General features: G+C 36.9%; 15 protein-coding genes and 1 tRNA gene. 15 read left to right on the top strand and 1 reads right to left on the bottom strand.

Annotation, left to right across the window (positions count from 1 at the left end):
* Window positions 1-58: 58 nt before the first annotated feature.
* The 9 genes from mfd to ACFQ3N_RS15960 all read left to right on the top strand — a co-directional run bounded on the left by mfd (window position 59) and on the right by ACFQ3N_RS15960 (window position 9,737).
* On the top strand, window positions 59-3,583 hold the full coding sequence (mfd, locus tag ACFQ3N_RS16000; protein WP_390363536.1) for a transcription-repair coupling factor: 3,525 nt from the start codon (window positions 59-61) through the stop codon (window positions 3,581-3,583).
* 218 nt (window positions 3,584-3,801) lie between these two features.
* Window positions 3,802-4,338 carry a stage V sporulation protein T gene (spoVT, locus tag ACFQ3N_RS15995; protein ID WP_390363535.1) on the top strand — a complete coding sequence of 179 codons (537 nt, stop codon included), beginning with the start codon at window positions 3,802-3,804 and terminating at the stop codon, window positions 4,336-4,338.
* Between the two features lie 197 nt (window positions 4,339-4,535).
* The gene (locus tag ACFQ3N_RS15990) at window positions 4,536-6,134 is read left to right on the top strand and encodes a putative polysaccharide biosynthesis protein (protein WP_390363534.1); all 1,599 of its coding nucleotides are present in this window, start codon (window positions 4,536-4,538) and stop codon (window positions 6,132-6,134) included.
* Window positions 6,127-7,575, top strand: a complete 1,449-nt coding sequence (locus ACFQ3N_RS15985) for a bifunctional methyltransferase/pyrophosphohydrolase YabN (protein ID WP_390363533.1) — start codon at window positions 6,127-6,129, stop codon at window positions 7,573-7,575. The genes ACFQ3N_RS15990 and ACFQ3N_RS15985 overlap by 8 nt, the downstream gene beginning before the upstream one ends.
* Window positions 7,576-7,580: 5 nt before the next feature.
* Window positions 7,581-7,841 carry an RNA-binding S4 domain-containing protein gene (locus tag ACFQ3N_RS15980; RefSeq protein ID WP_390363532.1) on the top strand — a complete coding sequence of 87 codons (261 nt, stop codon included), beginning with the start codon at window positions 7,581-7,583 and terminating at the stop codon, window positions 7,839-7,841.
* A gap of 77 nt (window positions 7,842-7,918) precedes the next feature.
* Window positions 7,919-8,218, top strand: coding sequence for a sporulation protein YabP (gene yabP / locus ACFQ3N_RS15975; RefSeq protein WP_390363531.1), 300 nt, complete (start codon window positions 7,919-7,921; stop codon window positions 8,216-8,218).
* Window positions 8,215-8,805: a spore cortex biosynthesis protein YabQ gene (gene yabQ, locus ACFQ3N_RS15970; protein ID WP_390363530.1), complete on the top strand. Its 591-nt coding sequence runs from the start codon at window positions 8,215-8,217 to the stop codon at window positions 8,803-8,805. Before yabP ends, yabQ begins: the two co-directional genes overlap by 4 nt.
* 7 nt (window positions 8,806-8,812) lie before the next feature.
* A complete protein-coding gene (locus tag ACFQ3N_RS15965; RefSeq protein ID WP_390363529.1) occupies window positions 8,813-9,193 on the top strand; it encodes an FtsB family cell division protein in 381 nt (126 codons plus the stop codon).
* Window positions 9,194-9,350: 157 nt separating this feature from the next.
* Complete coding sequence (locus ACFQ3N_RS15960) at window positions 9,351-9,737, top strand: S1 domain-containing RNA-binding protein (RefSeq protein WP_390363528.1); 387 nt, start codon at window positions 9,351-9,353, stop codon at window positions 9,735-9,737.
* Window positions 9,738-10,051: 314 nt separating this feature from the next.
* On the opposite strand, the gene ACFQ3N_RS15955 is transcribed toward ACFQ3N_RS15960, so the two are convergent.
* Window positions 10,052-10,125 (bottom strand) — tRNA-Met (locus tag ACFQ3N_RS15955).
* Between the two features lie 328 nt (window positions 10,126-10,453).
* Here ACFQ3N_RS15955 and spoIIE point away from each other — a divergent pair.
* The 6 genes from spoIIE to ftsH all read left to right on the top strand — a co-directional run bounded on the left by spoIIE (window position 10,454) and on the right by ftsH (window position 19,333).
* Window positions 10,454-12,904 (top strand): stage II sporulation protein E, encoded by a 2,451-nt coding sequence (spoIIE, locus tag ACFQ3N_RS15950; protein ID WP_390363527.1) that lies wholly within the window; start codon window positions 10,454-10,456, stop codon window positions 12,902-12,904.
* Window positions 12,905-13,397: 493 nt separating this feature from the next.
* Window positions 13,398-14,138 carry a VWA domain-containing protein gene (locus ACFQ3N_RS15945; RefSeq protein ID WP_390363526.1) on the top strand — a complete coding sequence of 247 codons (741 nt, stop codon included), beginning with the start codon at window positions 13,398-13,400 and terminating at the stop codon, window positions 14,136-14,138.
* Window positions 14,101-15,042, top strand: a complete 942-nt coding sequence (locus ACFQ3N_RS15940) for a protein kinase domain-containing protein (protein ID WP_390363525.1) — start codon at window positions 14,101-14,103, stop codon at window positions 15,040-15,042. Before ACFQ3N_RS15945 ends, ACFQ3N_RS15940 begins: the two co-directional genes overlap by 38 nt.
* Window positions 15,043-15,126: 84 nt before the next feature.
* Window positions 15,127-16,518: a tRNA lysidine(34) synthetase TilS gene (gene tilS / locus ACFQ3N_RS15935; protein WP_390363524.1), complete on the top strand. Its 1,392-nt coding sequence runs from the start codon at window positions 15,127-15,129 to the stop codon at window positions 16,516-16,518.
* A gap of 11 nt (window positions 16,519-16,529) precedes the next feature.
* A complete protein-coding gene (hpt, locus tag ACFQ3N_RS15930) occupies window positions 16,530-17,078 on the top strand; it encodes a hypoxanthine phosphoribosyltransferase (RefSeq protein ID WP_390363523.1) in 549 nt (182 codons plus the stop codon).
* Between the two features lie 173 nt (window positions 17,079-17,251).
* Window positions 17,252-19,333 (top strand): ATP-dependent zinc metalloprotease FtsH, encoded by a 2,082-nt coding sequence (gene ftsH / locus ACFQ3N_RS15925; RefSeq protein ID WP_390363522.1) that lies wholly within the window; start codon window positions 17,252-17,254, stop codon window positions 19,331-19,333.
* Window positions 19,334-19,437: the final 104 nt, after the last annotated feature.

The raw sequence follows: 19,437 nt of genomic DNA, 5'->3' as shown, positions 1-19,437 counted from the left end.
TATGCGTTTCACCCTAAACAGTCGCCTGCACTTTTATTTATACTTCGGGGGTTTAATGATGAACGGAATAAATGAATATTTACGATCAAAGGAAGATGTAGAATCGATCATAAGTGGTATTTCTAGTGGGATGAAAGAGCAATTAGTAGCTGGATTATCCGGTTCTGGGAGAAGTTTGCTTGTATCGATTATAAACGAATCTATAAACAAACCAGTTTTACTAGTAACACATCAATTAGTGCAAGCCCAACAGCTATATGAAGACTTATCAGAATTCATGGATGAACGCGATATTCATTTATACCCTGTTAACGAATTAATTGCTTCAGAAATTGCTATTGCTAGTCCTGAGCTGAGAAGTCAGCGGATTGAGGCATTAACGGAATGGGTAAGAAGAAAATCAGGAATTCTAGTTGTCCCGGTTGCTGCATTAAAGCGTATTTTACCGCCTCCTAACTATTGGGAAAATTACCAACTTCCATTTCGGTTAGGAGAAGAAATTGATGTGGATGTATATTTAACGTCATTAGTAGATATGGGCTATGAACGAGTATCTATGGTAAACACGCCTGGTGAATTTAGTTTGCGTGGAGGTATCATTGATATATATCCTGTTACAGAAGAACATCCAATACGTATAGAATTATTTGATGATGAAATAGATTCTATACGCTATTTTGATGCGGAAACACAACGTTCGTTGAACAAAAAGAAAGAAGTAACAATTGGCCCTGCAACAGAACTTTTACTGAACCAGGAAGACATATTGACAGGTGCGAATCGACTTGAAGAAGCGCTAGCTAAAACACTGAAAAAACGTAAGTCAAATGAAGCAAAAGAAAAGTTACTAGAAGTAATAGAATATGATATTGATCGGTTGAAAAACTTAGAACATTTTCAGGAAATGAATAAGTATATCGGATTCCTCTATAAAAATCCTACTAGTTTGTTAGATTATTTACCTTCTAATGGACTAATTATTATGGATGAGTTGAGCAGAATTCAAGAGACTGCAACTAACTTAGACACAGAAGAAGCTGAATGGTACAGTAGTCTACTGGAGTCTAATAAAATGGTTATTGATAGTACATTTTCATTTGATTGGCATGCAATTTGGGAAAAAATGTATCATCAACGATTATATTTTTCCGTATTTTTAAGACATATACCAAATACACAACCACAAAATATAATTAATTTCTCCTCAAGAGCAATGCAGGAATTTCATGGTCAAATGAATTTATTTAAAAATGAGGTAAAGCGTTGGGAAAAAGGGGAAAATTCAATTGTTGTTCTAGCACCTAATGAAAAACGGGCTGAAAAAATACAATCTATTTTTACGGATTATGATATCGAGGCAACTACAACAAAAAATTTAGTTCTCCCTGTTGAAAAACCAACAATAGCAATTGGTAATATTAGTAGTGGTATTGAATTTCCCATGCACAAGCTGGTTATTATTACGGAAAATGAATTGTTCAAAAAAAGGACGAAACGACCCCGTAAAAAGCAAAAAATATCAAATGCAGAACGAATAAAGAATTATCAGGATTTAAAAATAGGAGATTATGTTGTCCATGCCAATCACGGAATAGGGAAGTATATAGGAATTGAAACGCTCGAAGTTAATGATTTACATAAGGACTACATGCTAATTAAGTATTCTGGTGATGATAAATTATTTGTACCAATTGATCAAATCGATTTAGTACAAAAATTTGTAGGTTCAGAAGGCAAAGAACCGAAACTTTACAAGCTAGGTGGCAGTGAATGGACGAAAGTTAAGCGGAAAGTACAGTCATCTGTTGAAGATATTGCAGACGATTTAATTAAGCTATATGCTGAGAGAGAAGCGAGAAAAGGCTATGCATTTTCCGAAGATATTGACATGCAACAAGATTTTGAAGCTTCATTTCCGTATCAGGAAACAGATGATCAAGTACGGTGTATCGAAGAAATAAAGCAGGATATGGAAAAAGAGCAGCCAATGGACCGATTACTGTGTGGGGATGTAGGGTATGGAAAAACAGAGGTAGCTATTCGTGCAGCATTCAAGGCTGTAGCAGACAACAAGCAAGTGGCTATCTTAGTTCCAACAACTATATTAGCACAGCAGCACTATGAAACAATACAAGAACGATTTCAGGATCACGCGGTAAACATTGGTTTACTGAGTCGATTTCGTACAAAAAAACAGCAAAAAGAGACCACCGAAGGCTTACGAAAAGGAACTATGGATATTGTTATTGGTACTCACAGGTTATTATCTAAAGACATTAATTACAGGGATTTGGGCTTACTTGTCGTTGATGAAGAACAGCGTTTTGGAGTTAAACATAAAGAAAAAATCAAGCAACTTAAATCAAATGTGGATGTTTTGACGTTAACTGCAACACCGATTCCAAGAACCTTGCATATGTCGATGCTAGGTGTCCGAGATCTATCTGTAATAGAAACGCCACCAGAAAATCGCTTTCCTATTCAGACATATGTATTGGAATACAATCCAATACTAATCCGGGAAGCTATCGAAAGAGAAATGGCTAGGGGCGGACAGGTATTTTTCTTATATAACAGGGTTGAAAATATTGATCAAGTAGCCCGTGACGTTGGAAATCTTGTAGATGATGCTAAAATTGCAGTCGCACATGGTCAAATGAATGAAACAGAACTAGAGAATGTCATGTTTGGATTTTTAGAAGGAGAATATGATGTATTAGTGAGTACAACGATCATTGAAACGGGAGTAGATATTCCAAACGTTAATACATTAATCGTAAATGATGCAGATCGTATGGGACTAAGTCAATTATATCAACTAAGAGGGCGTGTTGGACGTTCGAATCGTGTAGCGTATGCATACTTTACCTATCAAAAGGATAAAGTGCTAACGGAAATTGCTGAAAAACGATTAGAGACCATTAAAGAATTCACAGAGTTAGGGTCAGGGTTTAAGATTGCAATGCGTGATTTATCGATCCGTGGAGCTGGTAATTTATTAGGGGCTCAACAGCACGGGTTTATTGATTCTGTAGGTTTTGATATGTATTCTCAAATGCTAAAAGATGCAATTGATGCACGTAAGGCAGGCAAAGAATTGGATGATATCAAGCCATTTGAACCTGAAATGGCGCTCACAATTGATGCCTTTATCCCAGAGTCATATATTAAAGATGAAAAACAAAAGATCGACATATATAAACAATTTCAAACGATCAGTACATCAGAAGATATGGATGATCTAAAAGATGAGTTAATAGACCGTTTTGGTGAGTATCCTATAGAAGTAGAGCAATTATTTGTAGTCACTTCATTAAAAATGCTGGCAAAACGTGAAAAAGTTGAATCCGTGACAGAAAAAAACAAGAAAATAGAGTTGTTGATTGATGAGAATCGTAGTAAACAAATTGACGGTTCCAAGTTATTTGAACTTGCAAATGCGTTTGGACGTGGTATACAACTAGGGACTGAGAACAATAAATTGAAAATAACATTTACAGGATCCAAAGATACGAAACATAAGCGATATGACATAATGGAAGATATTATCGATAAGTTGTCTACAGTAGACCGTGTTGAATAGAAAATATTGTGTATACTTCTTTCCAGATGATTCATACTAAAACCACAACTGGTGATTTTTGCACTTTTGGGAAGTAACTTACATTCTAGGTTTAAACTACAAAGATGGGGACTTTTCGCCATATAAAAGCTTACCGGCCAAGTTTTTCTAATTAAATCTAACTGAAGAAAGTGTAAGTTCATCAGAGAAAATCATCATAGGAAAGTGAGGCTTCATTAATGAAGGCAACAGGTATCGTACGTCGAATTGATGATTTAGGAAGGGTCGTAATCCCGAAAGAAATAAGAAGGACCCTAAGAATTCGGGAAGGGGACCCACTGGAAATCTTTGTGGACCGAGAAGGCGAAGTAATTCTAAAAAAATATTCACCAATAAGTGAGCTCAGTAATTTTGCTAAAGAATATGCAGAGGCATTATTTGATTCTCTTCATTTCCCAGTTTTCATCTGTGACCGGGATGAATTTATAGCTGTCGCAGGAGAATCAAAGAAAGATTACTTAAATAAAAACATCGGTTCTAAATTAGAATCTACAATGGAAAACAGATCGCCAGAAATGGAATCTGAAGTTGGATCTGTAGAATTACTTCAAGGGAAAGATGAAGATGTTGATTCTTATTGTATAAGTCCAATCATAGCAAATGGTGACCCAATTGGGTGTGTAATGATGATTTCAAAAGATGGCAACAAACTTAGTAATGTGGAACAAAAAGCAATTGAAACGGCCGCAAGCTTTTTGGCAAAACAAATGGAGTAGGTTGTAGGAAAGAATAAGATTTATTGGTTTAACGTGTAAGTGATAACCCACTTACGCCAGTATGAATTTGGCGATAAGCAATTATTTTCTAAGAAGCGGATAAAATAGCGGACTAATATTACCGCTGTTTTATCCGCTTTCTATACATTTATCCATCTATGCTATAATGGCTATAAAATAACGGAAAGGCGTTAATCATGGATGGTAATGAGACAAATAAGTTAGTAAAAGGTGCATTACTTCTTACCTTAGCAGGATTGATAAGTAAAATATTAAGTGCAGGTTACCGGATTCCACTGCAAAATATGACAGGGGATCTGGGCTTTTATATATATCAACAGGTTTATCCGATCCTCGGTATTACGATGGTTTTAGCTTTGTACGGATTTCCTTCAGCAATTTCAAAAATGACAGTAGAACTAAAAGCAGATGGAAAAGGGTTATCGTTTCAGCAATTCTATGTCCCGATATTTTCTATTCTAATCCTTGTTAATGGCGGGGTATTTTTGTTTTTATACTTAAATGCAGGCTCTCTTGCCGCTTGGGTCGGGGATGCTAGCTTGGAAAGTACCTATCAATATGCGTCATTTGCTTTTTTACTCATCCCTTTTTCAGCCTTACTTAGAGGGGTATTCCAAGGTAATTATATGATGAAACCTACTGCCTATTCTCAGGTTAGTGAACAACTTATCCGAGTATCTATCATTATTGCTGCTGCATGGATCATTACTATGCAAGGTAAGGATATTTATATAATTGGACAAGTAGCCGTACTGGCTTCAGTGTTAGGTGCAGTTACGGCAGTCATCATTTTAGCTGTATTTTTTATAAAAAAGAAGCCAACTGTTATGGCCAAACGGAATTATCTTATTCCCTGGACTTACTATGTAAGGACGCTATTAATTTTTGGTATTATTGCTTCACTAAATCACATGGTGTTGTTGGTTATTCAATTTTCAGATACGTTTACATTAATTCCAAGTTTGATGGAGTATGGTCTTATGCAACAAGATGCAATGCAAGCTAAAGGGATATTTGACCGAGGCCAACCATTGATACAACTTGGAACAGTTCTCGGCTCCTCTTTTGCATTAGCGCTTGTTCCTACGTTATCTAGGAGGAAGCTGGAATTAGACCCTAATGCAATCTATTTGTATATTGAGCGTGCCTTAACGTTTAGTTTTTATTTAGCAGTAGGTGCTACAATTGGCTTAATAGTAATATTTCCACAAGTGAATGTATTACTATTTCAAGATGATAGCGGAACAGTTAGTTTACAAGTATTGGTTATTGCTGTTTTACTAAGCTCTATTGCTATAACAGCAGCCTCTATTCTTCAAGGATTAGGGTATATTAAACGAACAGCAGGATTTATAGTAATTGCTTGTTTTATCAAGTGGACCGCTAACCAAATGCTAGTTCCGATATGGGGCATTACAGGTGGTGCCATTGCTACTGTTATTAGTCTATTGATACTATGCGTAATAGTGTTAGTGGAGTTAAAAAGGAAATTACCAAGACTGGATTATAAAAGGCAAATTAAATGGCAAGCACTTATGATAGCAAGTGGTGGGATGGTCATCTATTTATATATCATTCAGTACGCTACTACATATGTAACCATTTCATCACGTTTAGAATTATTAGTCTATGTTATGTTCGCAGTTATAACGGGCGCTTTTATTTACATATTTTTGTTACTACGCTTTAAAGCATATACAGAAGTAGAACTTTCCATGCTTCCGTTTGCAGGGTTTTTTATTCGAATACATAAAGGGAGGAACATCCATGACTAAAAAAATAGAAATAATCGGTTTAGGTGCGGGTGACATTAATCAGTTGCCATTAGGTGTATATAAAAAACTAACAAATAAAGAAGTGAAAATCGTAGTACGTACGTTTGATCATCCTGTCTTATCTGAATTGCGGGATGAGGGGGTTGTCTTTGAATCCTTTGATAATGTCTATACATCACATGAGATGTTTGAAGATGTCTATTGCAGCATAGTTGAAAAGATAATCGGTTTTGCTAAAAATGCCCCTGTTATCTATGCTGTCCCAGGCCACCCAATGCTAGCTGAGAAGACTGTACAGTTATTACTCGAACACACGGAAGCTGATGTGGAGATTATTGGAGGGCATAGCTATTTAGATGATTTATTTACATCCTTAAGAATAGACCCAATTGATGGATTTCAGTTTGTTGATGGCACTTCCTTTGATCGGAGCCAGCTTGATTATCGGCACCATATTGTTTTTTGCCAAGTATATGACCGGATGATAGCAAGTGATGTAAAACTAGCGCTATTAGAAGATTTGCCACCCGATTACCAAATAACCGTAGTAGAAGCGGCAGGCAGCCATCACGAAAAGATTACAACTATTTCCCTTGAAGAACTTGATCATTCACTTGAAGTAACTAATTTAACGAGTGTCTATATACCACCCGCTCCACCTAGTATGTTACATCATACCTTTACACGTCTAAGAGAAGTTATTGCAACATTACGCGGTCCAAACGGTTGTCCTTGGGATCAAGCACAAACACATGAGTCGTTACGTGAATATGCGATTGAAGAAGTTTATGAATTAATCGAGGCAATCGACGCACAGGATGATGAATGGATTGTTGAAGAATTAGGCGATATTCTTCTGCAGGTTATGCTTCATAGTCAAATTGGTGAGGGTGAGGGCTATTTTATGGTCGATGATGTTATACGTTCGATCACAGACAAAATGATTCATCGACATCCACATGTGTTTGCAAATACAAGTGTGGATTCAGTGGAAGATGTTTATAAAAATTGGGATACGTTAAAACAAGAAGAGAAAGGGGAGCAGCGCGTATCAGTACTAGACGGTGTACCTATTGGCCTGCCTTCACTTTCCAAAGCTTATAAGTTACAAAAAAAAGCTGCAAAAGTAGGCTTCGACTGGGATGATGTTAATGATATCTGGTTAAAGCTTGATGAAGAGTTAAAGGAAGTCCATGAGGCAATTGAACAAAAAGATAATACAGAAATAATAAAAGAGTTAGGGGATGTATTATTTGTACTAGCCAATGTAGCTAGGTATTATAAAATCAATCCAGAAATCGCCCTACATCAAACCAATGGAAAGTTCATTTCCCGGTTCACCTATATTGAAAATCAATTAAATGAAGCCGATAAAGATATTAGTACAGTAACATTAGAAGAAATGGATAGTTTGTGGGAACAAGCTAAAGGAAGAGAGTGATAGAAATGCGACTAGATAAATTTTTAAAAATTTCCCGTCTTATAAAACGTCGTACTATGGCAAAGGAAGTAGCAGATCAAGGCCGCATTACCATTAATGGAAATAAGGCAAAAGCATCATCAAATGTGGAACCAGGTGATGAACTAGTAATTAAATTTGGCCAAAAACTAGTAACATTACAAATAAACGATATAAAAGAAACAGTAAAAAAAGATCAAGCCGAAATGCTATATAACATTATTAAAGAAGAACAAGTTAATAGTTAAGAGAAAATTTAATAGTTGATATAGTTCTATACTTGTCCCTCCTTTCATACAGTAATACTGATAAGGAGGGCGAAAAAATGAATTATTATGATAAAGAAATTACTACACGCGTACAACAGGATCATCAACTAACAATTAATAACCGTAAAAGCCTAGAGATCACAGGTGTCAAGGAAGTAGATAGTTTTGATAATGAGGAGTTTTTGCTCGAAACTGTAATGGGCTATTTAATTGTACGTGGACAAAATCTCCAATTACAGAACTTAGATGTTGGTGAAGGTATTGTATCGATTAAAGGTAGAATTTATGAGCTTTCCTATGTAGACGAGCATCACCAGGAGAAAGCTAAAGGATTCTTTAGCAAGCTATTTAGATGACTTTAAACGATCAGTTTATTACGATGATTGTAATGGTTTCAGGTGGTATTTATTTAGGTATGACACTGGACACCTTTCGTCGGGTATCTGTTTACTGGAAGGGTAACATATTTCTATTATACTTTATGGAAATTTGTTTTTGGTTCACCCAGACTCTTGTTTTGTTTTATGTGCTATTTCTAGTAAATGCAGGGGAATTAAGACTATATGTATTCCTTGCTTGTTTATTAGGCTTTGCAACATACCAGTCATTATTTGCGAGCTGGTATAAGCAGCTGTTGGAACACATCATTAACATTATCGCGGCGATTTATCGATTTTTGGAAAAAATGGTCCAATACCTTATTATTATTCCAATCAAATTTATTATAAACTTGTTACTGACGTGTCTTTTGTTTATAGTACATATAATCAATGCTATCTTTTTTTTCGTAGTAAAAGTGATTTATATACCAATAAAGTGGATTCTAGGATTACTCTATCGACTATTACCTGAGAATACCAAAATCTTTTTAAAGAAAATTAAAGGATTTTATTATAAAATGAAGAATATAGTTAAGAAATACTTGAAGCACATGAGGAGGTAAGCAGCCTGTGTCTAAAAGAGAAAAAACAGTAACTAGATTAGATTCAAATTATATGCAGCAATATGATACTTACCTAGAAAGGCAGAGAAAGAAAAAACAGCGATTATTTCGCCGTCTTGTGCTATTTTCTATTTTGGTAATGATTACGATTGGATCCATGGCGGCCTACCATATCAAACAACGCACACTTCAATCTGAAAAGGCTGATCAATATGAACAATTACAGGAAGAATACACGTCTTTAAAAGAAGAAGAAGAAAATCTTCGTGAAGAGATTAATCTGTTAAATAATGAGGATTATGTACTAGAGATAGCGCGTACAAACTATTTTTTCTCCAAAGAAGGCGAGCTAATTTTTAAGATGCCTGATGAGAAACCCTCATATTGACACACTTTTATAAGGTTAGCTATAATATATAGTAACAATATTTTTAATGACATTAGAAGCTAATTAGTTTCTAAGGTCTAAAATATATGTGAAAGCTTTGTCTTTCGCCATTGGCGATAGGTAGGTTTCTAAAATTCTAAGGAGGAGCATTTTTTTTATGTCAATCGAAGTAGGCAGCAAGCTGCAGGGAAAGGTAACTGGTATCACTAATTTCGGAGCTTTTGTAGAGCTTGGGGAAGGAAAAACTGGACTTGTCCATATTAGTGAGGTTGCTGACAACTATGTCAAAGACATTAATGAACATCTTACTGTTGGTGATGAGGTAACGGTAAAAGTTATTAATGTTGAGAAGGATGGTAAAATTGGTTTATCCATTAAAAAAGCAAAGGATAAACCACAAAAACGTCCAAGAAATAATCGCGATCGCGGTGAAACGTTTGAATCAAAAATGAACAAATTTCTTAAAGACTCTGAAGACCGTTTAGCCTCTTTAAAGAAGCACACGGAATCCAAACGTGGGGGTCGAGGTGCTAAAAGAGGATAGCAGTTGCTGTCTATGACAATGCTCTATATTTTAATAGAACAAAAAGGCAGGTACCACAACATGTTGGTACCTGCCTTTTTGTTGTTTTGGAAATTATAAAATTAGGACTCTATAGATAATTTATTAACTGTGTAAACCTCGTCCAGCGCTTAGCCACTCGAGACATAAGCAGTTCGACTCTGTATGGGAAAGGTATCCAAACTACGCGATCTGCTTATGCTTCTCGTGTTTTTCGAGACGCATCCGCTTTTGGTCTATGTAAATAAGGTATATAAAAAACCTGGTATGCATTAGCACACCAGGTTTTTAATGAATAGCGGCGGAGGGGATCGAACCCACGACCTCACGGGTATGAACCGTACGCTCTCGCCAGCTGAGCTACACCGCCAAATAAGTCACAAGTGCTATAATACAACAGGCGATAAATTGTGTCAATAGGATTTCTTTGGAATGATTAGTCGAATCTTTAGTCGGAAGATGGCAGTTCAGCATAGGGGGCACGTTATAGCTTTGATCCTAAATCAGCTTATAAAATAAAAATGCCAAAATAAACCACCAGCTTGGAGGATGTAATAACGGAATACGTTAGTTCGTGTAGAAATCAGCATGTCCCTTAAGAATGTAGTCGAACGATTTTTTTGACATGCTCTCTTGTTTTGACAAAAAAAGAACGCATCATATGATTTAATATGCTTCATAGATAGGAGTGGTTTTATATGATGGATTCAATTCCAAGAGTGGAATCAAAAACGTACGGGGTAAATAATAATCACTGGATGAAATTTCGTCATAGAGTTTATAATCAAGTAAAATCGATTTTGCTGGAAAAGGGCTGGCTGTTTTATATTGTTGGCTTCTTATTGGGACGAGCTATAATATTATCAATGGTATCTCCGTTTGCAGTAGCGTTTTTAGCAACGATCTGGATTGTACATAAAGAGAAAACTCCAACGGTTATGCTTGCAGTTCTAGCTGGGGCAGCTAGTTATTCCATTGGGCACGGTGTTTTCGTTGCTTTAGCAATGATTGTATTTATTTTGCTTGCAGGTATATTTAAACGTACTTCTAAGCAACAAATCATAATTCCGGTGTTTGTATTCTTGTCCACTGTGGCACCACGTATATTTTTATATTCGATAACCGATCAACTTTCCACGTATCAATGGATGCTTTTACTTGTTGAAGGTATTTTAGGAACTGTCCTAGTATTAATCTTTATGCAGAGTATTCCATTATTATCACCAAACAAATATAAACCCACATTAAAAAATGAAGAAATTGTATGTATGATTATTTTGATTGCCTCGATTTTGACAGGAACAATTGGGTGGCAGTTATATGATGCTTCTATTGAGCAAATTTTTTCACGTTACTTTGTATTAGTATTGGCATTTGTAGGCGGCGCTGCAATAGGATCTACGGTAGGTGTTGTTGCGGGTTTGATTTTATCCTTAGCCAATGTAGCAAATTTATATCAAATGAGTCTGTTGGCGTTTTCGGGATTACTAGGAGGGTTACTGAAAGAGGGAAAGAAAGTAGGAGTTGCAGCTGGTTTATTAGTTGGAACATTTTTAGTTGGAATTTATGGTGATTCATCAACACTACTGCCATCTGTATTAGAATCGTCAATCGCTATAGCCTTCTTCTTCTTAACCCCGGCAAGTTGGTTCAAAAAGCTTTCACGTTATATACCTGGTACAGAGGAATATACAAATGAACAAGAACAATATTTACAAAAGGTTCGTAATGTGACAGCAAAACGAGTTGAACAGTTTTCAGATGTATTTGAAGCATTGTCTAAAAGTTTTACGACGGCGGAGGAGTTTTCGCAAGATGAAAAAATAGAAAAACGAGAGACGGATTATTTTTTAAGTCAAGTAACTGAAAAAACGTGTCAATCGTGCTTTATGAAAGACCGCTGTTGGCAGCAGCAATTTGACAAAACCTATGAATTAATGGAGGACTTAAAAGATGATTTAGGAGAGAACCCTGAACCAAATCGAAAATTAGTCCGTGAATTCGAAAATCACTGTGTAAAATCAAAAAAAGTACTGGAAACAATGAAAGAAGAATTGTCATTTTTTGAAGCCAACCGAAAATTAAAAAAACAGGTACTAGAAAGTAAGCGTTTTGTAGCAGATCAATTACAAGGTGTATCTGAAGTAATGGAAGACTTTGCAAAAGAGATATTAAAAGAACGACAACATCATGAAAATCAAGAAATTCAAATTATGCATGCGTTAAAGCATATGGGCATTGAACTGGAAAAACTAGATATCTATCAGTTAGAGAAGGGGAATGTCGATATAGAAATCACTGCCTCATTTTATGACTATCATGGGGAAGGTTCGAAATTAATTGCCCCAGTATTATCAGATATTCTAAATGAAATGATTATAGTGAAGAATGAAGAGGTTTCCCCTTTCCCTAATGGATATTGTTATCTGTCTTTTGGTTCGGCTAAAGAATTTGTTGTAGAAACAGGTGTTGCACATGCTGCCAAAGGTGGAGGATTAATCTCTGGTGACAGCTATACGACGATAGAGTTAGGGGCAGGAAAATATGCTATGGCAATCAGTGATGGGATGGGGAATGGAAAACGGGCGCGAGAAGAAAGTGGTGAAACACTAAGGTTATTGCAGCAAATATTGCAAACGGGTATTCCGGAAAGAGTAGCAATTAAATCAATAAATTCTATACTGGCTTTGCGTTCAACAGATGAGATGTTTGCGACACTCGACCTAGCTGTTATTAACTTGCACAATGCATTTGTGCGATTTTTAAAAATTGGTTCTACCCCTAGCTTTATAAAGCGAGGCGATCAAATGTTAAGAGTAGAGGCTAGCAACCTACCGATGGGAATCATTCAGGAATTTGACGTCGACATCGTCAGCGAGCAATTAAAATCCGAGGATTTGCTAATCATGATGAGCGATGGAATATTTGACGGACCAAAACATGTGGAGAACACAGATGTTTGGTTGAAACGAAAAATTCGAGATATGGAAACCAACGATCCACAGGAAATAGCAGATTTGGTTTTAGAGGAAGTAATTCGCACAAGGTCAGGTGCTATTGAAGACGATATGACGGTACTCGTAGCAAAAGTTGTAAAAAACACACCACAGTGGGCTTCCATCCCACATTATGTGGAAAAAGCACAGTAACAATAAAGCGCAAGCGCCCGGAAAGGCTTATGCGTCTGCTTCTGAACAGTCGCCTCCGCTTTTCTTGTCTAGCTGCGCGAGCTAGCGGCTCGTGACGTAAGCAAATGACACTTCGAGCATAAAACCGTTGCTCTACGGTCACTTGCTTACGCATGTCGCCGCTGGGCAAGCTCGCTCCGCTTTTCTTGTCTAGCTGCGGCTCCTAGAAGCTTCCGTCATAAGCAATGAACACTTCGAACGCTCAAACGCATGCGTTCTACGGTTCCTTGCTTATGCGTCTGCTTCTGAACAGTCGCCTCCGCTTTTCTTGTCTAGCTGCGCGAGCTAGCGGTTCGTGACGTAAGCAATTGACACTTCGAGCATAAAACCGTTGCTCTACGGTCACTTGCTTACGCATGTCACCGCTGGGCAAGCCCTCTCCGCTTTTCTATTCTATGTATAAATATTCCTTTTTCTGGTGATGATGGTACTGGAATAGTTGGAGGTGTTTTGTGTGAAGAAAGGTACGTTGAAGCAGATTTTATTAATTACAGACGGGTGCTCTAACAAGGGTGAAGATCCTTCTGCAACTGCTGCATTAGCTTACCAGCAAGGAATAACGGTTAATGTAATCGGTATTTTAGATGATGATCAAACAGAAGATCCTGAAGGGTTACAAGAGGTAGAAGAAGTTGCATCATCTGGTGGTGGTGTTAGTCAGTTAGTTTACAAGCAAGCTTTATCACAAACAGTCCAGATGGTAACAAAGCAAGCGATGACACAAACGTTACAAGGATTTGTGAACAAAGAGCTGCAACAAATTCTTGGACCAAAGCAAAATATGGAAGATCTTGACCCTGAAAAACGTGGAGAGATAATGGAAGTTGTAGAAGATTTAGGGGAGACATGTGATTTAGAAGTGCTCGTATTAATCGACACAAGTGCAAGTATGCATGATAAACTTCCTACTGTTAAGGAAGCGTTGATTGATCTGTCTATAAGCTTAAATGCACGAATAGGACGGAATCGCTTTTGTATTTTTAGCTTCCCAGGTAAAAGGAAGGATATTCAAAAAGTGTTTGACTGGTCCCCGAAGCTAGATGCGGTTTCCACTATTTTTCCTAAGCTTTCAAGTGGTGGAATTACTCCCACTGGACCGGCAATTCGGGAAGCGATGTATCAGTTTGGCAAGAAAAGCTTGTTAAGGAGCTTTAGAGATGAAGATGAACCAGACGTGGAAGAAGCATGGCATTGACATTAGACCTGGAATGCGTATTAAAGGGAAATGGCATAAAAAGACCTACTTAATTAAAAAAACACTTGGTCAAGGTGCAGTTGGAACTGTTTATCTATGTGAATATCAAGGAAAACAGGCAGCATTGAAAATAAGTGATAAAAGTTCGTCGATGACTACGGAAGTAAATGTATTAAAGTCGCTCCAAAAGGTCCAAGGAAATCGTCTTGGACCTTATTTATTGGATGTCGATGATTGGGAAGCGCCAAATGGCATGAAATTCACTTTCTATGTAATGGAATATTTACAGGGAGAAACAATATCAACCTTTATTAAAGCTAACGGCGGTGAATGGGTAGGCGTCTTTATGCTCCAAATCCTCGAAGATTTAGAAAAGTTGCACCGAAGCGGGTGGGTATTTGGAGATTTTAAAACCGAAAATCTATTAGTTGTGAGTTCACCTACTAGAATTCGCTGGATAGACGTTGGAGGTACAACCCAGGTAGGAAGAGCAATTAAGGAATACACCGAATTCTACGATCGTGGATACTGGACTATGGGTTCGAGAAAAGCAGAGCCAAGTTATGATTTGTTTGCACTTGTGATGGTTATCTTAACTATCTATTACCCAAGGAGGTTTGAAAAAGGGCCAAAGCCTGAAGTGACACTTCTGAACAAGTTAAATGAAGTGAAACAACTAAAAATTTACCGGGATTGCCTTAAAAAAGCTATTTATGGAAAATATCAATCTAGTGCGGAGATGAAACAGGAAGTTGCCGCTACATTATATCGTGTTCAGCGAACTAGACAACAAAGAAAGGGTACAGATGCAAAAGAAACTTCTAAAAGACCACTGTTAATAGAAACAGGTTCGATTTTCTTCATTGCTTTATTTTATTATGTATTCTCCTTATTTTTACCATAGTATCGCAAGTTTCTTTGTTTGGGAAAAAAGGTATGATAGGATTAATATATTCTATCAAACAGTAATATAATGGAGAGGGCATACATGAATGACGTTGTTACTGCGTTTATGAAGAAACATCAATTACTAACAAGAAATACGACCGTATTAATTGGTGTTTCTGGTGGTCCAGATTCAATGGCACTCCTACATTTTTTATGTTCTATACGGGAGGAATGGAATATAAAAATTGTGGCTATTTCGGTGGACCATCAATTACGCGCTGAGGAATCTAAGGCAGATCTTTATTATGTAAAGGCAATGTGTGAAAAATGGAATATTAAATTTGATGGAACTTTTTTAGATGTCCCATCGTATAAGAGAGATAAGCATCTAGGTACACAAGTAGCGGCTCGTGATTTACGGTATGCCTATTTCAAGGAACAAATGGAAATATACCAAGCAGATTATATCGCATTGGGGCATCATGGTGATGATCAGATTGAAACAATGATGATGAGCTTTGTTCGATCAAGTAATCCAAAAGCTTTATCCGGTATTCCGATGAAGCGTCCATTTGCTACTGGGTATATTATTCGCCCTTTTCTATGTGTTGATAAAAAAGAACTAGAAGATTATTGTTACACAAACAACATTACACCACGATTAGATCCATCAAATGAAGAGACTAACTATACTAGAAATTATTTTCGCAAACATCTTCTGCCACTACTAAAAGTCAAAAATAGTAATATACATAATACGGTGCAACGTTTAAGTGAGTCGTTACAAGAAGATGAGCAGTTTTTAATGAAAGAAGCAAGAAAGCTTGTTGATCATGTGGTAATTTTAGATGAAAATAAGAAAAAAGCATCATTTAATAGTAACTTATTTGAAACCTACTCATCTGCTTTACAAAGGCGAGCCTATCATCTAATATTAAGTTACCTATATGATGAATTGCCTAAAAATTTATCATATGTACATGAAGAACAATTTTTTGCTTTATTAAGAAATGAAAGAAGCAATGTAAAGATTGACTTTCCTCATCATTTACAAATTAAAAAAGAATATCAAAAAATTGTTTGTGATTTCCCAAACAAAAGCCTAGAATATTCCTTTCAAGAAATAATATCTATTCCAGGCGAGACAGAATTACCTGATGGTTCAAGGATAATTGCCTCTTATGCAGATGAGATTGAGAATAAGGATCAGGATACATTTGTATGTGATACATCTCAAATATCACTCCCACTACATATAAGGACGAGGCAGTCAGGTGATCGGATGCGGTGGAAAGGGTTAAAAGGAAGCAAAAAGGTTAAAGATATTTTTATCGATGCAAAAATACCATTAACTGCTCGTGACAGATGGCCAATCGTTCATGATAGTAATGGTGAGATTTTGTGGATTGTCGGTTTAAAGAAAGGTTACCCTACAAAGCAAGGAAAAAACACCTCATTTATTCAACTAGATTATGATAAGGGTCATGCATAGGAGGATCTAAGATGCATAATGAAATCGAGAAAATATTAGTAACAAGAGAAGAGATCGCAAAAAAGTGTGCTGAAATTGGCCAACAGCTCACAACAGAATACGATGGTAAGTTCCCTTTAGCTATCGGCGTTTTAAAAGGGGCAATGCCTTTTATGTCTGATGTACTTCGCTACACAGAAACACACCTTGAAATGGACTTTATGGATGTCTCCAGTTATGGTGGCGCAATGCGTTCGTCTGGGGAAGTAAAAATTGAAAAGGACTTAAACACAAAAGTAGAGGGACGAGATCTACTTATCATTGAAGACATTATTGATAGTGGTCTCACGTTAAGTTACTTAGTCGATTTATTTAAATATCGTAAGGCTAAATCTATAAGAATTGTGACATTGCTAGACAAGCCATCAGGAAGAACTGCAGAAATTAAAGCTGATATTATTGGATTCAATGTACCAGATGAATTTGTAGTAGGATATGGCTTGGATTATCAGGAGAGGTATCGTAACTTACCATACATCGGTGTATTGAAGCCTGAAATATATGGTGGAGAAGAAGCATAAAGATATAAGAGTTACGTTAACAATGGTCACAAAAAGGTAAAATTTGCTTTTGTAGTACATAGTTTTCACCCTCTGCAAAACAAAATGTTTTTTGTAAGTGGAATTAGTTGTATTAGCACTTTTTCCTATGGTACTATTTAATATAGTTTTTCCCGCTTGGGAGGAGGTAAGTAATGAACCGGATATTTCGAAATGTCATCTTTTATTTACTCATATTTCTAGTCGTTATTGGCGTAATAGGGGTATTTAATGGACAAAATGATCAAGCAGAACAATTTAATGTACAAGAATTTTTCGATGCTTTAAATAATGGTGAAATTGATGAAATGACAATGCAACCAGCAAATGGAATTATGCGTTATACTGGAACGTTGTCAAATGATCAGGAGTTTGTTGCACAAGTTCCGGACAATACTGAAATCATTGCAAGCATTACAGAGCAAGCTAATGAACAAAGTGTACTTAACGTTGCAGAAGAAGAACAACCAAGCGGATGGGTTACCTTCTTAACAACGATGATACCTTTTCTAATATTAGGTCTATTTTTCTTCTTTATACTAAGCCAATCTCAAGGTGGCGGCGGTGGCCGTGTAATGAACTTTGGTAAAAGTAAGGCTAAAATGTATAGTGAGGATAAAAAGAAAGTTCGCTTCAAAGATGTTGCAGGAGCAGATGAGGAAAAGCAAGAACTTGTTGAAGTTGTTGACTTTTTGAAGGACCCTCGCAAATTCACAGCAGTTGGCGCACGTATCCCTAAGGGTGTTCTTTTAGTAGGACCTCCAGGGACAGGTAAAACATTGCTTGCTCGTGCGGTTGCAGGTGAAGCAGGTACACCATTTTTCTCCATAAGTGGTTCAGACTTTGTGGAAATGTTTGTTGGTGTTGGTGCTTCTCGTGTACGTGACTTGTTTGAAAATGCAAAGAAAAATGCTCCCTGTATAATATTTATAGATGAAATCGATGCAGTAGGTAGACAGCGTGGTGCTGGCCTTGGTGGTGGTCACGATGAACGTGAACAAACACTAAACCAATTGCTTGTTGAAATGGATGGTTTTGGAGCTAATGAAGGAATTATCATGATTGCTGCTACAAACCGCCCAGACATTCTTGACCCGGCACTTTTACGTCCAGGTCGTTTTGACCGTCAAATTACAGTGGATCGCCCAGACGTTAAGGGTCGGGAAGAAGTGTTACAAGTTCATGCTAGGGATAAACCACTTGATGACACAGTAGAACTTAAAACAATTGCTCTACGTACTCCAGGATTTTCGGGTGCTGACTTGGAGAATTTACTAAACGAAGCTGCATTGGTAGCTGCTCGTCATGATAAGACGAAAATTGATATGCTTGATGTAGATGAAGCTATTGATCGTGTAATTGCCGGCCCTGCTAAGAAGAGTCGTGTGATTTCTAAAAAAGAGCGCAATATTGTTGCGTATCACGAAAGTGGACATACGATTATTGGTATGGTACTTGATGATGCAGATATGGTGCATAAGGTTACGATTGTACCTCGTGGTCAAGCAGGCGGGTATGCTGTTATGCTACCTAAAGAAGATCGTTACTTTATGACAAAACCGGAATTACTCGATAAAATCACTGGGCTTTTAGGTGGAAGAGTAGCTGAGGAAATTATTTTCGGTGAAGTAAGTACTGGTGCTCACAACGATTTCCAACGTGCGACTGGAATTGCTCGTAAGATGATTACCGAATATGGTATGAGTGATAAGATTGGCCCGCTACAGTTTACAAGTGGTGGTGGAGAAGTGTTCCTAGGAAGGGATATTCAAAACGACCAGAACTATAGTGATGCGATCGCACATGAAATTGATAAAGAAATGCAAAACTTTATTAACTTCTGTTATGACCGTGCAAAAACGATTCTTACAGAAAACAAAGATAAGTTAGAACTAGTAGCTTCAACACTTCTTGAGGTAGAAACTCTAGATGCTAAACAAATTAAATCATTATTTGAAGATGGATTCCTTCCAGAACCAGAAGAAGTAGAGGAAGTTAAGGAAGATAAGAAAGACAATCTGAAAAAAAGCAATGAGGCAAAAGAAGACACTACAAACAACGTAAAAGAAAATACAGATTTAAAAGTGAACATTCAGTCGAAGAGAGAAGAAGACGATGTTGAGCCTCAATCGTATGAAGATGCTAAAAAAGAGTCAGAAGAAAAACGCAAAGAAGAATTAGAAGAAAAAAAGAACGATGAACCAGATGTTCCTTCAGATGATAATAAGAAGGAGTAACAGGGATTTCACACAGCCTCTCATGAAAATGAGGGGTTTTTTTTAGTAGATAAGAAAGTATAAAATTTTCTTATCTACATAAGTGTAACTAAGGCTTCCGGAGC

This window comes from Virgibacillus byunsanensis (assembly GCF_042675965.1).
GTDB classification, from domain to species: Bacteria; Bacillota; Bacilli; order Bacillales; family Amphibacillaceae; genus Virgibacillus_R; species Virgibacillus_R byunsanensis.
This window is presented reverse-complemented; position numbering and strand designations above follow the sequence as displayed.

Bases quoted from the DNA above. Each gene is read 5' to 3' on its own strand.
- hpt (WP_390363523.1), top strand. From the start codon at position 16,530: ATGCATAATGAAATCGAGAAAATATTAGTAACAAGAGAAGAGATCGCA.
- ACFQ3N_RS15960 (WP_390363528.1), top strand. From the start codon at position 9,351: ATGTCAATCGAAGTAGGCAGCAAGCTGCAGGGAAAGGTAACTGGTATC.
- ftsH (WP_390363522.1), top strand. From the start codon at position 17,252: ATGAACCGGATATTTCGAAATGTCATCTTTTATTTACTCATATTTCTA.
- ACFQ3N_RS15985 (WP_390363533.1), top strand. From the start codon at position 6,127: ATGACTAAAAAAATAGAAATAATCGGTTTAGGTGCGGGTGACATTAAT.
- yabQ (WP_390363530.1), top strand. From the start codon at position 8,215: ATGACTTTAAACGATCAGTTTATTACGATGATTGTAATGGTTTCAGGT.
- spoVT (WP_390363535.1), top strand. From the start codon at position 3,802: ATGAAGGCAACAGGTATCGTACGTCGAATTGATGATTTAGGAAGGGTC.
- mfd (WP_390363536.1), top strand. From the start codon at position 59: ATGAACGGAATAAATGAATATTTACGATCAAAGGAAGATGTAGAATCG.
- spoIIE (WP_390363527.1), top strand. From the start codon at position 10,454: ATGATGGATTCAATTCCAAGAGTGGAATCAAAAACGTACGGGGTAAAT.
- yabP (WP_390363531.1), top strand. From the start codon at position 7,919: ATGAATTATTATGATAAAGAAATTACTACACGCGTACAACAGGATCAT.
- tilS (WP_390363524.1), top strand. From the start codon at position 15,127: ATGAATGACGTTGTTACTGCGTTTATGAAGAAACATCAATTACTAACA.
- ACFQ3N_RS15940 (WP_390363525.1), top strand. From the start codon at position 14,101: ATGAAGATGAACCAGACGTGGAAGAAGCATGGCATTGACATTAGACCT.
- ACFQ3N_RS15980 (WP_390363532.1), top strand. From the start codon at position 7,581: ATGCGACTAGATAAATTTTTAAAAATTTCCCGTCTTATAAAACGTCGT.
- ACFQ3N_RS15990 (WP_390363534.1), top strand. From the start codon at position 4,536: ATGGATGGTAATGAGACAAATAAGTTAGTAAAAGGTGCATTACTTCTT.